The 14070-nt window shown below is 75.5% G+C and carries 16 protein-coding genes; 5 read left to right on the forward strand and 11 right to left on the reverse strand.

Features of this window, described 5'->3' with window-relative positions; all coding sequences use genetic code 11:
* Position 1: 1 nt before the first annotated feature.
* The gene (locus AB0B41_RS13680; protein WP_358202599.1) at positions 2–706 is read right to left on the reverse strand and encodes a response regulator transcription factor; all 705 of its coding nucleotides are present in this window, start codon (positions 704–706) and stop codon (positions 2–4) included.
* 118 nt (positions 707–824) lie between these two features.
* Here AB0B41_RS13680 and AB0B41_RS13685 point away from each other — a divergent pair, with 118 nt between their 5' ends.
* Entirely contained in the window at positions 825–1712 is an 888-nt protein-coding gene (locus AB0B41_RS13685) for an LLM class flavin-dependent oxidoreductase (protein WP_358202601.1), read from the forward strand.
* Positions 1713–1727: 15 nt separating this feature from the next.
* Here the strand turns inward: AB0B41_RS13685 and AB0B41_RS13690 are convergent, their stop codons facing one another.
* Complete coding sequence (locus tag AB0B41_RS13690) at positions 1728–2597, reverse strand: MerR family transcriptional regulator (RefSeq protein ID WP_358202603.1); 870 nt, start codon at positions 2595–2597, stop codon at positions 1728–1730.
* A gap of 370 nt (positions 2598–2967) precedes the next feature.
* Between AB0B41_RS13690 and AB0B41_RS13695 the strand changes: the two genes are divergently transcribed.
* The 4 genes from AB0B41_RS13695 (at position 2968) to hypF (ending at position 6832) form a co-directional block, all read left to right on the forward strand.
* Complete coding sequence (locus tag AB0B41_RS13695) at positions 2968–3813, forward strand: phosphatase PAP2 family protein (protein WP_358202605.1); 846 nt, start codon at positions 2968–2970, stop codon at positions 3811–3813.
* 85 nt (positions 3814–3898) lie between these two features.
* Positions 3899–4318 carry a helix-turn-helix transcriptional regulator gene (locus AB0B41_RS13700; RefSeq protein ID WP_358202608.1) on the forward strand — a complete coding sequence of 140 codons (420 nt, stop codon included), beginning with the start codon at positions 3899–3901 and terminating at the stop codon, positions 4316–4318.
* Positions 4257–4532 carry a HypC/HybG/HupF family hydrogenase formation chaperone gene (locus tag AB0B41_RS13705; protein WP_358202610.1) on the forward strand — a complete coding sequence of 92 codons (276 nt, stop codon included), beginning with the start codon at positions 4257–4259 and terminating at the stop codon, positions 4530–4532. The genes AB0B41_RS13700 and AB0B41_RS13705 overlap by 62 nt, the downstream gene beginning before the upstream one ends.
* Positions 4529–6832, forward strand: a complete 2304-nt coding sequence (gene hypF / locus AB0B41_RS13710) for a carbamoyltransferase HypF (RefSeq protein ID WP_358202612.1) — start codon at positions 4529–4531, stop codon at positions 6830–6832. The genes AB0B41_RS13705 and hypF overlap by 4 nt, the downstream gene beginning before the upstream one ends.
* Here hypF and hypB read toward each other — a convergent pair.
* The 9 genes from hypB to AB0B41_RS13755 all read right to left on the reverse strand — a co-directional run bounded on the left by hypB (position 6789) and on the right by AB0B41_RS13755 (position 13919).
* A complete protein-coding gene (gene hypB, locus AB0B41_RS13715; RefSeq protein WP_358202614.1) occupies positions 6789–7673 on the reverse strand; it encodes a hydrogenase nickel incorporation protein HypB in 885 nt (294 codons plus the stop codon). The two genes, hypF and hypB, sit on opposite strands and share 44 nt — an antisense overlap.
* The gene (locus tag AB0B41_RS13720) at positions 7673–8089 is read right to left on the reverse strand and encodes a hydrogenase maturation nickel metallochaperone HypA (RefSeq protein WP_358202617.1); all 417 of its coding nucleotides are present in this window, start codon (positions 8087–8089) and stop codon (positions 7673–7675) included. The genes hypB and AB0B41_RS13720 overlap by 1 nt, the downstream gene beginning before the upstream one ends.
* Positions 8090–8094: 5 nt before the next feature.
* Complete coding sequence (gene hypE, locus AB0B41_RS13725; protein WP_358202720.1) at positions 8095–9165, reverse strand: hydrogenase expression/formation protein HypE; 1071 nt, start codon at positions 9163–9165, stop codon at positions 8095–8097.
* An 83-nt stretch (positions 9166–9248) separates the two neighbouring features.
* Positions 9249–10376 (reverse strand): hydrogenase formation protein HypD, encoded by a 1128-nt coding sequence (gene hypD, locus AB0B41_RS13730; protein WP_358202619.1) that lies wholly within the window; start codon positions 10374–10376, stop codon positions 9249–9251.
* A 12-nt stretch (positions 10377–10388) separates the two neighbouring features.
* Positions 10389–10676, reverse strand: a complete 288-nt coding sequence (gene hypC, locus AB0B41_RS13735) for a HypC/HybG/HupF family hydrogenase formation chaperone (RefSeq protein WP_232873010.1) — start codon at positions 10674–10676, stop codon at positions 10389–10391.
* Positions 10677–10804: 128 nt separating this feature from the next.
* The gene (locus AB0B41_RS13740) at positions 10805–11317 is read right to left on the reverse strand and encodes a hydrogenase maturation protease (RefSeq protein ID WP_358202623.1); all 513 of its coding nucleotides are present in this window, start codon (positions 11315–11317) and stop codon (positions 10805–10807) included.
* Positions 11314–12684, reverse strand: a complete 1371-nt coding sequence (locus AB0B41_RS13745) for a hypothetical protein (protein ID WP_358202625.1) — start codon at positions 12682–12684, stop codon at positions 11314–11316. Before AB0B41_RS13745 ends, AB0B41_RS13740 begins: the two co-directional genes overlap by 4 nt.
* Complete coding sequence (locus AB0B41_RS13750) at positions 12677–13312, reverse strand: DUF6084 family protein (RefSeq protein WP_358202627.1); 636 nt, start codon at positions 13310–13312, stop codon at positions 12677–12679. The genes AB0B41_RS13745 and AB0B41_RS13750 overlap by 8 nt, the downstream gene beginning before the upstream one ends.
* A gap of 1 nt (position 13313) precedes the next feature.
* The gene (locus AB0B41_RS13755; RefSeq protein ID WP_358202629.1) at positions 13314–13919 is read right to left on the reverse strand and encodes a DUF5947 family protein; all 606 of its coding nucleotides are present in this window, start codon (positions 13917–13919) and stop codon (positions 13314–13316) included.
* Between the last annotated feature and the right edge of the window lie 151 nt (positions 13920–14070).

Raw genomic sequence — 14070 nt, forward strand, 5'->3', positions numbered from 1 at the left:
GTCAGCCCTCCGGCGCGACGCGGTCGGGGTCCTCCAGCCGGTAGCCGTGCCCGCGCAGCGTCGTGATCCGCGGGACCCGGGCCCCGTCGAAGGAGGCGATGCGCCTGCGCAGCGAGGCGACGTGCACGTCGAGCGTGCGGGTGGGGCCGTGCCAGTGCTCGTCCCAGACGTCGGCCATCAGCGTCTCCCGGCTCACGGCGGTGTCCGGCTCGCGGGCCAGCCGCGCGAGCAGGTCGAACTCCTTGCTGCGCAACGCCAGCTCCCGCCCCTGCACCAGCACCCGCCGGCCGCCGACGTCGAGGCTCAAATCGCCCAGCTGCACAACCGACGGCGCCGAGGGCGGCCCGGCGCGGCGCAGGTGGGCGCGGATGCGGGCGAGCAGCTCGTGCAGGCGGACGGGCTTCGTGAGGTAGTCGTCCGCGCCCGCGTCGAGCCCCACGACGACGTCCATCTCGGCCCGCCGTGCCGTGAGCATCACGATCACCGCGGCGGGCAGCCGCTGCCGCAGCCGCCGGCAGACCTCCACGCCGTCGAGATCGGGCAGCCCGAGGTCGAGCAGGACGAGGTCGAAGCCGGGACCGCGGGCCGCCTCGACCGCCGCCGCCCCCGTCCGTGCCAGCTCCACCCCGTAGCCGTGCGACCGCAGGCTGGAGGCCACGACGTCGCCGATCGTGTCGTCGTCCTCCACCACCAGGACCGAGGCCATCCGCCGATGCTAACGGCGGCCGGGCCGCCCGGTGTGGTCCCGCCGGCCGTCGCCCGGGGCCGGTGCCGGCGCGGGCCGCCCACGTGATCTCCTGGGCCCTCGCGAACGAGGAGGACACGTGGCGGAACTGGCGGTCGGGGCCTGGCTGGGCACCACGTGGTCGGCCGGGGACATCGTGGCGGTGGCGCGGGAGGTGGAGGCCGCCGGCTACGACGGCATCTGGGTGGCCGACCACTTCATGGCCAACACGGGCACCGAGGAGCGGTCCGACACCCCGCTGCGCGAGTGCTTCGGCGTGCTCGCCGGCCTGGCGACGGCGGTGCCCCGGGTCCGGCTGGGCAGCCTCGTCGCGTCCGTGACCTACCGGCACCCCGCGGTGCTCGCCGCCGCGGCCGCCACGATCGACGACCTCAGCGGCGGCCGGCTGGTGCTGGGCATGGGCGCGGGCTGGCAGCTCAACGAGCACGCCGCGTACGGCATCGCGCTGGGCCCGGTCCGTGAGCGGATCGACCGGCTCGAGGAGGGCCTGGCCGTGCTCGACGGCCTGCTCCGCACCCCGCGGACGACCGTCGCCGGCACGCACTACACGGTCACCGACGCCCCGGCCGTCACCTCGGGCCGGCGGATCCCGCTCATGCTGGGGGCCTCGGGCGAGCAGCGGATGCTCGGCGTCGTGGCCCGGTACGCGGACGAGTGGAACTGCTGGTCCACGCCGGAGGTGTTCGCGCACAAGTCCGCCGTGCTCGACGAGCACTGTGCGCGGATCGGCCGCGACCCGCGCACGATCCGGCGCTCCACCCAGGCCGTCCTGCAGATCGACGGCTCCGCCGCGGACGCGCCCGCCGGCATCGTCGCCGGATCGGTGGCCGAGATCGTCGACGTCATCGGCCGTTGGCGGGAGGCGGGTCTCGACGAGCTGATCGTGCCCGCCATCCGCGGCACCGCCGACCAGGGGCGCGAGCTGTTCGGCCGGTTCCACACGGAGATCCGGCCGCAGCTGGACTAGCGGCGACGACCGCCGTCACCCCGTGCCGATCGCGGCGAGGCAGGCGGCCACGCCGTTGCAGACCCGGACGGCGGCGTCGAGCGGCACGCCGTCCCAGGCCGGGCCGGCGGCGATCACGGCCGCGGGGTCGGGGAGGGAACGGATCGCGCCGCCCGGGTCGTCGATGTGCATGTGCGCGTAGAGGACGATCCGGCCGGAGTCGGGCAGCCCGGCGGCGGCCAGGAGCGTCGCGGCCGGGGTGCGGCTGCCGAGCAGGGTCGCCCGCACCGCACGCTCCGCGAGGGCGGCGGCGAGCACCGCCATCGGCAGCTCGTGCTGCTCGGCGGGGGCGCAGGCCAGGACGACGGCGGACCGGTCCCGCGGCTCGCGGCCGACCCGGGCGCCCAGCGTCCCGGTCACGACGTGCGAGAGCAGGTGCTCGGCGCCCACCGTGCGGGCCGCGGGCAGCGGCAGGCGCTCCAGCGTGACGAACGCCGGCCGGACCAGGGTCTCCCACGTCCGGACGACGCCCTCGGCGGCCAGCGCGGCGCCGACGAGGTGGCGGGCGGCGTGCCCGTCGAGCTCCATGCAGGCCGTGGCCAGCTTGCGCGCGGCGGACACGTCCGGCTCGGGGGCGACGTGCAGCCGGCGGGGACCCTGCACGGTCCGGACGGCCGCGGCGGTCGACTCGCCCGCCTCGACCAGGTCCCGCACGGTGCGCAGCCGGACCAGGTCGTCGAAGGTGTACCGGCGATGGCCGCCGGGGGTCACCGCGCTGGCTCCGACGCCGTAGCGCCGCTGCCACGCCCGCAGGGTCTCGACCGACACCCCGACGTACTCCGCCGCGGCGCCGATCGACACCCCGGCGGGACCCGGACACGGCCCATGGCCCATGCCACCGTCCACCCCGTCACCCTCCTCGGGGCTCGTGCCGCCACCCAGGGCCTTCCGGCCCGAACCTGGACGAGGTGGACGCGGAATCTACTAGCCCGTGGACAGGGCCGCCCACCGGTGACTACCACTGTTCTCAGCCGGTGGGGCACGACGCCCGGATCCGGCGGACGCCACGGCATCGTCGCTGGGGAGCCGACGATGCCCGCCCCGCGTGCTGGGCCCGGAGGGAGGGGCACCCGGGCCCAGCACGCATCAACCCGGTCCTCTCGGCCGTCGGCTCCCAGCGACTCCTCTCAGCGCCCCTACAGCATCCGCGGCGCACACTCCCTGTCGTCGGATCCCGCCCGCCGGGTGGGACGTCGAGAGGACGAGGGGGCACACCGTGCGGTTCGCCGATCTCCAGCAGGGCGCCGGGGCGCTGGTCTGGGTGTGCTGGCTGGTGACCGCGGTCGCCCTGTGCGCCTACCGCGTGGGGCTGCGCGCCACCACCGGCACCGGGGGCGCTCCGCTGCCGGGCTTGCCCGCCCTCGGCGCGATGGTCGCGCCGGCCCGCCGGGTGCTGCGCCGGCCCGCGGTCTGGGGGACCGGCGTCGCGTCGACCCTGTTCACGGCGCAGGCCACGGTGGTCGACTCGGTGGCCGACCACAGCAGCCTCGCCGCCGCCGACCGGCCCGTGCTCGGCTGGCTCGTGGCGCACCGGGCACCGGACTGGACCGTGGTGATGGAGACGGCGAGCCGCTACGGCGGCACCCTCGGAACCCTGGTGCTGGCCCTCGTCGCGGTCGCGCTGCTCGTGTGGCGACGGCACTGGTGGGAGGCCGCGACGGTCACCGTCGCGAGCGCCGGGGTGGCGGTGCTCGTGCCCGCCTTCAAGGCCTTCTACGCCCGGCCGCGCCCGCCCGTCGCCACCCAGCTGGTGCCGCAGTTCGACCCGTCGCTGCCCTCGGGGCACGCGCTCGGGTCGATCGTGATCGTGGGGGTGGTCGCGATCGTCGCCGTCCGGCTCGTGCGCTCCGTCGTGGTGCGCGTGGCCGCGCTCGGCACCGCCGCCGTGACGATCGTCCTCATCGGGGTCTCGCGGCTCTACCTGGGCGTCCACTGGTTCACGGACGTGCTCGCCGGGTGGTTCCTCGGCGGGGCGTGGCTGGCCGTCTGCCTGGCCGCGCTGCACGCCCTCACAGCAGGTCGCGCCCCGGTCCGGCGGGACGGGACGCCCGCCCTGCTCTGATCGATCCGGGCCTTGTGCTCCAGGTCACAGGCGGCCAGTATCGCTTCCGAAGGCGTCCACCGCCGCCATCATCCCGGGAGCTCGCATGGCCGTGCTCGAACCGCGCAACTTCCTGCAACCCTGCCTGCTCCTGCTGCTGCGTGAGCAGGCCGACCACGGCTACGAGCTCGTCTCCCGGCTCGGCCCGCTGCACGACGGCGAGGGGGACACCGGAGGTGTCTACCGCGCGCTCCGCGGCCTGGAGCGACGCGGCCTGGTGCGCTCGCAATGGTCCATCCCGAAGGCCGGGCCCGCCCGCCGCACCTACCGGCTGACCGGCGAGGGCGAGGCCTTCCTCGACCTGCAGGCCGCCGAGCTGCGCCAGGTCGACGACGCCCTCCACCTCTTCCTGGACCGCTACGAGCGCTCGACGGCCGGTCCGCCCGGCCGCGAGGAGGTGCCGGATGACGGGTTCGGACAGGACCGCACCCACGCCCGCCCGGGGGCCGGGCGCGCCGCCCGCTGAGCCGGCCCCGGACTGCTCCGGGCCGGTCTGCATCACGTGCTCGGACACGGCCGTGCCGGTCACCGTGCTGCGGCTGCTCGGCGACGACCTCGCCGAGGTCCGCACCGCGGCCGGCACCCGGGAGGAGGTGAGCGTCGCGCTCGTCGAGGCCGCGGTGGGCGACGTCGTGCTCGTGCACGCCGGAGAGGCGATCGGGCGCGCCGACCCGCCGTGACGACCGGATCCACGGCGGGGTCCACGACCGGCGCCGGGGTGGTGCGGGCGGCGATCCGGGTCACCGGGATCGTGCAGGGCGTCGGGTTCCGCCCGTTCGTGCACGTCCTCGCGGGCCGGCTCGGCCTGGCGGGGTTCGTGGGCAACGACGAGCGCGGGGTCGTGATCGAGGCCGAGGGCCCGCCCGCGGCGCTGGAGGCCCTGCTCACCGAGATCCGGACGCACCCGCCCGGGCCGGCCCTGGTCAGCTCTGTCACGGCGGAGCCCCTTCCGGTGCGTGGCGAGGACACCTTCACGATCGCGCCCAGCACGGCCGGAGGAGCCGCCGCGACGCTGATCTCGCCGGACCTCGCGACGTGCGCCGACTGCCTGCGCGAGCTGCACGACCCCGGCGACCGCCGGTACCGGCACCCCTTCATCTCCTGCACGAACTGCGGGCCGCGGTTCACGATCGTGACCGGCGTGCCCTACGACCGGGCCACGACCACGATGGCCGGCTTCCCGATGTGCCCGGCGTGCGCCCGCGAGTACCACGACCCCGCCGACCGCCGCTTCCACGCCCAGCCGATCTGCTGCCACGACTGCGGGCCGGTGCTGCGGTTCCTCCCGGCCGACGCGTGGGCGGCGGGGGAGCAGGGGGACGACCGGGAGCCGATCGTCGACGCCGCCGCGGCGCTCCTGCAGGGCGCCGTCGTCGCGGTGAAGGGGCTGGGCGGCTACCACCTGGCCGCCGTCGCCGCCGACGAGCTCGCCGTCGCCACCCTGCGGACCCGGAAGCACCGCGAGGACAAGCCCTTCGCGGTGCTGGTCCCGGAGCTGGCCACGGCGGCGGAGCTCGGCGAGGTGGACGTGGTTGAGGCGGCGGAGCTGAGCTCCCGGCGCGCCCCGATCGTGCTGCTGCGCCGCCGCTCGGACGCGGCGGTGGCGGCGGCCGTCGCGCCCGGCGACCGGCACCTGGGGCTGTTCCTGCCCTACACGCCCGTGCACCACCTGCTGCTCGCGGCCGTCGGCGCGCCCCTGGTGCTGACCAGCGGCAACGTCTCGGACGAACCCATCGCCCACCGGGACGACGACGCCGCGGCCCGGCTCCCGGCCATCGCCGACGCCGCCCTGGTCCACGACCGCCCGATCCGCACCCGCGCCGACGACTCCGTGCTGCGCGTGGTCCGCGACCGCCCGTACCTCGTGCGCCGCTCCCGGGGGTACGCCCCGGAACCGATCCCGCTCGCCGTCGCCGCCCGCGCGCCGATCCTCGGGTGCGGGGCCGAGCTGAAGAACACCTTCTGCCTGCTCCGGGGCGGCGAGGCCTTCGTGTCGCACCACATCGGCGACCTGGAGAACGCGGAGACCCTGCGCGCGTTCACCGACGGGATCACGCACGTGGGCCGGCTCCTGGACGTCGAGCCCGAGGTCGTGGCCCACGACCTGCACCCGGACTACCTGTCGACGAAGTGGGCGCTCGCGCACGCCGAGAACGTCGGGGCCGAGCTCGTCGGCGTCCAGCACCACCACGCCCACCTGGCCGGGTGCCTGGCCGAGCACGGCGAGACCGGGCCCGTGGTCGGCCTGGCCTGCGACGGCCTGGGCTACGGCACGGACGGCACGCTCTGGGGCGGGGAGGTCCTCGACGTCTCGCTCACCGGCTGCACCCGGGTGGCACACCTGGAGCCGGTGCCCCTGCCCGGCGGCGCGACGGCGATCCGGCAGCCCTGGCGCACCGCCGCCGCCTGGCTGCGGGCGGCGGGGGAGGAGCTGCCCGGGCTCGCCGAGCGCGTCGGCCCGGAGTGGGCGACCGTGCAGCGGCTGCTCGACTCGCGGCTCGACCTGCCGGTCACGACCAGCGCCGGTCGGCTGTTCGACGCCGTGGCCGCGCTCTGCGGGGTCCGCGACCGCGTGACGTACGAGGGGCAGGCCGCGATCGAGCTGGAGCGCTGCGCCGACCGGTCCGTGCGGGAGGGCTACCCGGCCGGGCGCGGGGGCGGGCTGCTGCGCGGCTCCGAGCTGGTCCGGGCCGTGGTGGCGGACCTGCGGGGCGGCACCACGCCGGCCGTCGTCGCCGCGCGGTTCCACCACGGCCTCGCCGGGCTGCTCGTCGGCGCCGCGGTCGACGCCGCGGGGATGCTCGGCCGGGACACGGTCGCGCTGTCCGGCGGGGTGTTCCAGAACCTCCTGCTGCTCGACGCCGTGCGGTCCGGCTGTGCGGCGGCCGGGCTGCGAGTGCTCGTGCACTCCCGGCTGCCGTGCAACGACGGCGGGATCAGCCTCGGGCAGGTGGCGGTGGCGGCGGCCCGGCGGTCGTGACCGAGCTCCTGACCGAGTTCGTCCCCGGGCTCGTCGCCGGGCTCGTCGCCGGGCTCGTGACCAGCCCGCGGAGCCAGTCGTACCACCCGTCCAGCCCGTCCCCGCGGGTCGCGCTGACCTCCAGCACCGCGACACCCGGCCGCGCCCGCCGCGCGTACCCGACCCAGCGGGCGACGTCGAGGTCCACGTACGGCAGCAGGTCGACCTTCGTGAGGAGCACGAGGTCGGCGGTCCGGAACATGTGCGGGTACTTCAGCGGCTTGTCGGCGCCCTCGGTCACGGACATGATCACGACGCGGGCGTGCTCGCCGAGCGCGAAGAGCGCGGGGCACACCAGGTTCCCGACGTTCTCCACGAACACCAGGCTCCCGGGCGGCGGGTCGAGCGCGTCGAGCCCGCGGGCCACCATGTCGGCGTCGAGGTGGCAGCCGGCGCCGGTGTTGATCTGCACGGCGGGGGCCCCGGTCGCGGCGATCCGGTCGGCGTCGAGCGCGGTCTCCTGGTCGCCCTCCAGCACCGCGCACGGCACCTCGCCGCCCAGATCGCGCACGGTCCGTTCCACCAGCGTGGTCTTGCCGGAGCCCGGCGAGCTCATCAGGTTGACCGCCCGGATCCCCGCGGCGTCGAGCCGCCGCCGGTTGCGCCCGGCCAGGGCCTCGTTCCCGGCGAGGAGGTCGACCTCGATCTCCACCCGCTGTGAGTGGCGATGGTCGCCATGGCGACCATCCGCACTCACGACCGCGTCGGGATGCCCGTGCCGACCCGGGGGAGCGTGACCGTGACCGTGCCCCGCTTCGCCGATCCGCACCCCGTCCCCGCCGCACCCGCAGGTCGCGCACATCAGTCCACCTCCGCTCCCCGGACGTCGCCCCGGACACCCTCGCCCCGGACACCCTCGCCCCGGACGTCGCCCCGGACGTCTCCCGGCGCGACGAGCTCGACCTCGCGGATCCGCAGCGACGCCCCGCCCAGCACCTCGACGTCGGCGCTCCCGCAGGCGCACAACGGCAACACCTCGGAGGTGGCGAACTCGGCACCGCAGGAACGGCAGCGCGCCTCGCCCTCCGGCTCGTCGATCTCGAGCACCGCGCCCTCCAGGGGCGTCCCGGCCGTGACCAGCTCGAAGCAGAACCGGACGGCGTCGGGCACCACGCCCGACAGCCGCCCGATCTCCAGCCGCACCCGCCGCACGGGCGCGGCGCCGAGCCGTTCGCCGATCGCGTCCACGACCGACTGCGTGATCGACAGCTCGTGCATGCCCGTCAGCAGATCCGCGGCAGCGGGTCGCCCACGAGCAGGTCGACGATCCGCGTGCCGCCGAACCCGGTGCGCAGCAACACGAGCCCGGGCGGGTCGTCGCCGACCGCGCCGATCCGGGCGGCGCCCTCGCCGAGCGGGTGCGCCTTCAGCGCGGCCAGCGCGGCGTCGGCCCGATCGGGTGCGACGACGGCGACGAAGCGGCCCTCGCACGCCACGTACAGCGGGTCGATGCCGAGCAGCTCCGCGGCCCCGGTCACGACCGGGCGGACCGGGATGGCCCGTTCCTCCAGCACCACCGCGACCGACGAGCTGGTCGCCACCTCGTTGCAGATGGTCGCCACCCCGCCGCGGGTCGCGTCGCGCAGCAACCGGACGCCGTCGCCGGCCGCGTCGAGCAGGGCCGCCGCGATCCCGTGCAGGGGCGCGGTGTCCGACACCAGGTCCGCGGAGATGTCGAGCTCGCCGCGGGCCAGCATGACCGTGATCCCGTGGTCGCCCACCGGGCCGGAGACCAGCACGACGTCGCCGGGCCGTGCGTTCGCCGCGGACAGCGTGACGTCGCGTTCCAGCAACCCGACGCCCGCCGTCGTCACGTAGCAGCCGTCGGCCTTGCCCCGCTGCACGACCTTGGTGTCCCCGGTGACGATCGTGACGCCGGCGGCGTCGGCGGCCGCGGCCATCGAGGCGGTGATCCGGCGCAGGTCGGCGACCGGGAAGCCCTCCTCGAGGATGAACCCGGCCGAGAGGTGCATCGGCCGCGCGCCGCACATCGCGAGGTCGTTGACCGTGCCGTTCACGGCGAGGTCCCCGATGTCGCCGCCGGGGAAGAACAGCGGCGACACCACGAACGAGTCCGTGGTGAAGGCCAGCCGCCCGGCGGGGGTGGTCAGCGCGGCGCCGTCGTCGAGCGGTTCGAGCAGCGGGTTGCGGAAGGCCTCCAGGAACACCGCTTCGATCAGCGTGTGAGTGGCCTTGCCGCCGGCCCCGTGCGCGAGGGTGATCCGCTCGTCGCGGATCCGTGGCGCCCGGGCCCGTGCGCGGGCGATCCGCTCGAGGACCTGCTCCTCGGTCACGCCGTGTCCGTGGGGGCGGGCGGACCGCACCGCCTCCTCGGCCCAGTCCGCCCTGGTCTCCCTCTCACTCACAGCAGGGTCACTCACCGCAGCGTCGCCTCCTTGACGCGCGCCCGGCTGAACCGGCCGAAGTTGTAGTACGCGGCGCAGGCGCCCTCGCTGGAGACCATGCAGGTCCCGATCGGCGTCTCGGGGGTGCAGGCGGTGCCGAAGACCTTGCACTCCCACGGCTTGATCAGCCCGCGCAGCACCTCGCCGCACTGGCACGCCGACGGGTCCGCGACCCGCACGCCCGGCACCGAGAAGATCCGCTCGGCGTCGAACGCGGCGTACTCCTCGCGCAGCCGCATCGCCGACTCGGGGATCCAGCCCAGCCCGCGCCACTCGAAGGTCTCGCGGACCTCCATGACCTTGTCGATCACGGCGAGCGCCCGCGGGTTGCCCGCCCACGGCACCACCCGGCCGTACTCGTTCTCGACCTCGCAGCGGCCCTCGGCGAACTGCCGCAGCAGCCGGTGGATCGAGTCGAGGATGTCCAGCGGCTCGAAGCCGGAGGTGACCAGCGGCTTGCCGTAGTCCCGCGGCACGTACTCGTAGGGCGCGCAGCCGATCACCGTGGACACGTGACCGGGGCCGATGAAGCCGTCGAGGTTGAGGTCGGGCGACTCCAGGATGGCGGTGATCGCCGGGCACACCCGCACGTGGTTGCAGAACACCGAGAAGTTCCCGAGCCCCTCGGCCTCGGCGCGCAGGATCGTCATCGCCGTCGACGGGGTGGTGGTCTCGAACCCGATCGCGAAGAACACCACGCGCTTGTCCGGGTTCTGCCGCGCGATCTTCAGCGAGTCGAGCGGCGAGTAGACCATCCGGATGTCCGCGCCGGCGGCCTTGGCGTCGAGGAAGGACCCGCGCCCGCCGGGGACGCGCAGCATGTCCCCGAACGACGTGAGGATCACGTCGTCGTGCTCGGCCAGCGCGATCGCGTCGTCGACCCGGCCCATCGGGATCACGCAGACCGGGCAGCCCGGCCCGTGGACCAGCGAGATCGCCTCCGGCAGGTGGTCCTCGAGCCCGTGCTTGTAGATGGTGTGGGTGTGGCCGCCGCAGATCTCCATGAAGGAGTAGCGGCGGCCCGGCTCGCAGAGCGCGGTGATGGCGGTGGACAGGGCGCGGGCGGTGTCCGCGTCGCGGTACTCGTCGACGTACTTCATCGCTGCGCTCCGCTAGGTGATGTCCGACGCGGCCAGCGCGTCGAGCTCGTCGGTGTAGGCGTCGCCGACGCCCGTCAGCCACTCCAGCGAGGCCTTCGCCTCCTGCTCGTCGATCTTCGACAGGGCGAAGCCGACATGGATGAGCACCCAGTCGCCGGGCACGAGGTCCAGCGGGCCGTCGCTCTCCTCGCGCAGCAGCCCGATGTTCACGGCCCGCTGCACCCCCTCGACGCTGACCATGGCGAGGTCGGAGTGCTCCTCCAGGAGCGCGACCACCTCACCGGGGATCCCCAGGCACATCTCGGAACTCCGTTCCCCGTACTACATCCGGCTGAGCTTGCGGTAGCGGGCGATCTCGTCGCGGGACCGCACCGTGAGCACGGCGGCGGCTCCGGCGACGGCGGCGACCAGGGCCAACAGCACGATCTTCATCGGGCGGCTCCCTCCGGGACCATCAGGGCGAGCAGGTCGTCGACGGCGGCGAGCGCGGGGTCGACGGCCGCGGCGACGGCGGGCGAGAGCCCGATCCCGTCGCCGAGGTCGGCCGGTTCGCAGCCGAGCACGAGGACCCGGCCCACGGGGTCGGCGACGCCCGTCGCCGCGGCCAGGTCGCGGACCAGCCCCAGCACGCGATCGGGGCTCATGTCGTGCCCGTCGAGGGCGATCCCCTCAGGCCGCGCCTCCGGATCGGCCTCGGCGAGCGTGTGCTCCAGCCGGTAGAGCGTGCCGGGCGGGCCGTCGCGGTGCACGACGTCGACCAGCAGCAGGCCCGCGCACCCGTCGAGCAGGTGGTAGGCGAGGTGCACCCCGCGGATGCCGACGTCGAGCACCTCGACACCGGCCGGCAGCCCGCCGCGCTGCACGAGCCGGCGGGCGACCTCGACGCCGAAGCCGTCGTCGGACCGGAGGACGTTGCCGACGCCCGCGACCAGCACCGTCACGGCACGACCTCCAGCTCGTCGGGCCGGAAGTACCGGAAACGACCGTGCGCGAGCTGCAGCTCCGCGGCCGGGTCGCCGTCGACCGACACGGCCACGTGGACGGCCCCGTCGACGTCGTGGACCACGGCCTGGACGGTCGCGCGCAGGCCGGCCAGGAAGGTGTCCTGCGCGTCGGCGCCCGGCCGCGGGTGCAGCAGGACCGCGCTGCCCTTGGCGACGGGCACCCCGCCGACCAGGGCGGTGTCGTGCTCGGGGTCGACCTCGGCGTCGGCGGCGGGGTCCCACCAGGGGAGGCGCTCCGGCGGCGTGACGTCCGGGCCGTCGCTCCCGGTGGGGGTGTGCAGCGTCGGGACCGGGGACCGGATCGCCCCGTGCAGCCGTTCCAGGTACTCGGGCGGCAGTCCGTCCACCGCGTCGAGCAGTGCGGCGGCGCGCGGGTCGGTGGCGCGGGCCTCGGCCTTCTCGGCGTCGGTGAGCGTCATCGTGCGGAGGGTGAGGAGCTCGTCGTTCTCGGTGCCGTCGAAGAGGTCGATCCTGCTCTCGGGGGCGATCGTCGCGTGGTCGGCGAGGATGATCGGCGCGGAGAGCAGCAGGTCGGAGCGGCCTTCCGGGCCGGCGAGCGCCGGCCACGCGTGCTCGCAGCGGCACTCCACGACGACCGGGGCGGCCCACTCCGGCGGGTCGGTGGGGGAGAGGAAGACCGCGCGATCGAGCCCGAGCAGCAGGTGGGTACCGATCACGGCACGGTCCAGCGCCTCCTCGCGGGTGGCACCGGGCGGCACCGATGCCTGGTTGTGGACCTCGACGCGCAGCCGCAGCACCGGGTACGGCCCGGGCGGCTCGTCCGCCCGCACGCGGATCTCCGCGTCGAGCGGTTCCCGGGTCCGGACGACGTGGCCGGCGACGCCGCCGTCGGGGTGGTGCAGCGTCTCGACGGCACGGTCGCCCTCCACGTGCACCGGGACCAGCAGGTCCCCGGCACCGGCGACGAGGGGGAGCACCGCGTCGACGTGCCGCGGGCGGCCCTCCTCGAAGGAGACGTGGCGGGCGGCGCCGACCTCGACCGCCTCGACCGGCTCGCCTCCCGGGCCGGTCACCGTGCGCCGCTCCCGGTGCAGGAACCGCAGCCGCAGGTGCAGCACGGGATCGGGGCCGCGGGTCTCGAGCACACACTCGGTCCGGTTGGCCGACGTCTCGCCGGAGTCGGCGCCGTACCCCTGCGGCACGAGGACGCCCCACTGCCACCGGATCCGGTTCTTCTGCGCGGAGGCGCGGTAGGGGTAGAGCAGGTAGCCCTCGAAGAGCACGGCGTCGGCGACGGCGGCGGCGTCGGCGAAGAGGAGGTCGTGCAGTCCGGCTTCAGCCACGGTCGGCCTCCTTCAACAGCCGCTCGACGGCGTCGTCCCAGGTGGGGAGGGTGTGCGCCGAGCGGAAGGCGGCCAGCCGGTCGAGGGTGTCGCGGCGCAGGCGCACCCAGCCGGCGCCGGGGAAGTGCTCGTCCATCGCCGCACGCCAGACCGCGACCGGGAGCCGGTGGTGCGCCTCCTCCTGCCAGGGCACCGGGCCGACCTGCACACCGGTGTCGCCGGCATAGAACAGGGTGCCGGAGAAGAGGAGCAGCAGCGGCACCTCGCCGGTCCCTCCGCCCACGCCGTGCAGGTACCGCGCGGCCGCGACGTCGAGGTCGTAGGTCAGCGGGACCGTGACCGGCACGGTGACGCTCCCCGTGAACGCCGGCGTGAGCACCGGGACCGTGGCGAGCTGCAGCGGGGTGAGCGTGTCGCCCCAGCGGTCGGGCTCGCCGAAGAGGTCGGTGAGCCGCGCGGTCTCGTCGGGTGTGTAGCGGCGGAGCCGCGGGTCGATGCGGACCTGCACCCGGAGCGCGACGGTGTGCACCCGGCGGCCGGTGCCGTCGTCGATCCGCAGGTCGAGGCGCAGCGCGGGCCCGGCCGCGTGGGGTTCGGGCCGTGATCCCGTGCAGGCGAAGCGGAGCACGTCAGACCCTGCTCCCGATCGGCCGGGCCCGCTCGTGGAGCTCGGCGAAGAACGCGTCGATCGCCTCGCGTGCCTCGGGCCCGCCGTCGAAGCCGCGCCAGTGCAGCCGGACCAGCCCGACGAGCCGGTAGCAGGCGTCGATCGGGACGAGCAGGCAGGCGGCGGGCTCGCGGCGCACCAGGAGCGCCTCGACGTCCGGGTGCAGCTCCGCGGCGAGCGGGCTCGCACCCGGGCCGGCCGCCCACGCGTCGAGCGTCAGCTCGCTCTCGGTCGCCCCCGCCGGGCTCGGGTAGCAGGCGACGACGGCCTCGCGCACCGAGTTGCGCAGGAAGAACGCGATCCCGACCGGGATCTGCAGGGCGTCCCACTCCGGCCCGGAGGGCGCGGAGCCGGGATCGGCGAGGTAGCGGTCCGGCACGCGGGCGTACCCGCCGGCACCGGGGGCGTCGAACAGGAAGGCGCACGGCCCGCACGCGCACAACAGCCGGCGGTCCACCACGTGCACCAGGTGCGGGTGCTCCTCCGGCATCGGGGTGGCGCACAGCTCGCACCGCACCACCGCCTCCTCGGCCGGCGGCGCGGAGAGGAACCGCCGCAACCCCGTCACCGCAGCTCACCCCCACGACCCCTACCGACCACGGCGGACCCCGATCTGCAGGAGGGCCGGGCCGGGGTCGCGTTAGTTCCGGTACCGCGAGTCGGCAGTTCCGGGCGACCGGGTCGGCGATCTCGGGAGACCGGGACGCCGCGAAGCGGCC

Source organism: Pseudonocardia sp. NPDC049154 (assembly GCF_040648315.1).
In the GTDB taxonomy this organism is placed as follows: domain Bacteria; phylum Actinomycetota; class Actinomycetes; order Mycobacteriales; family Pseudonocardiaceae; genus Pseudonocardia.

What these genes read in the sequence shown, in the direction of transcription:
- AB0B41_RS13680 (WP_358202599.1), bottom strand. Translation starts at nt 706, where the DNA reads ATGGCCTCGGTCCTGGTGGTGGAGGACGACGACACGATCGGCGACGTC.
- AB0B41_RS13700 (WP_358202608.1), top strand. Translation starts at nt 3,899, where the DNA reads ATGGCCGTGCTCGAACCGCGCAACTTCCTGCAACCCTGCCTGCTCCTG.
- AB0B41_RS13705 (WP_358202610.1), top strand. Translation starts at nt 4,257, where the DNA reads ATGACGGGTTCGGACAGGACCGCACCCACGCCCGCCCGGGGGCCGGGC.
- hypB (WP_358202614.1), bottom strand. Translation starts at nt 7,673, where the DNA reads ATGTGCGCGACCTGCGGGTGCGGCGGGGACGGGGTGCGGATCGGCGAA.
- AB0B41_RS13720 (WP_358202617.1), bottom strand. Translation starts at nt 8,089, where the DNA reads ATGCACGAGCTGTCGATCACGCAGTCGGTCGTGGACGCGATCGGCGAA.
- hypD (WP_358202619.1), bottom strand. Translation starts at nt 10,376, where the DNA reads ATGAAGTACGTCGACGAGTACCGCGACGCGGACACCGCCCGCGCCCTG.
- hypC (WP_232873010.1), bottom strand. Translation starts at nt 10,676, where the DNA reads ATGTGCCTGGGGATCCCCGGTGAGGTGGTCGCGCTCCTGGAGGAGCAC.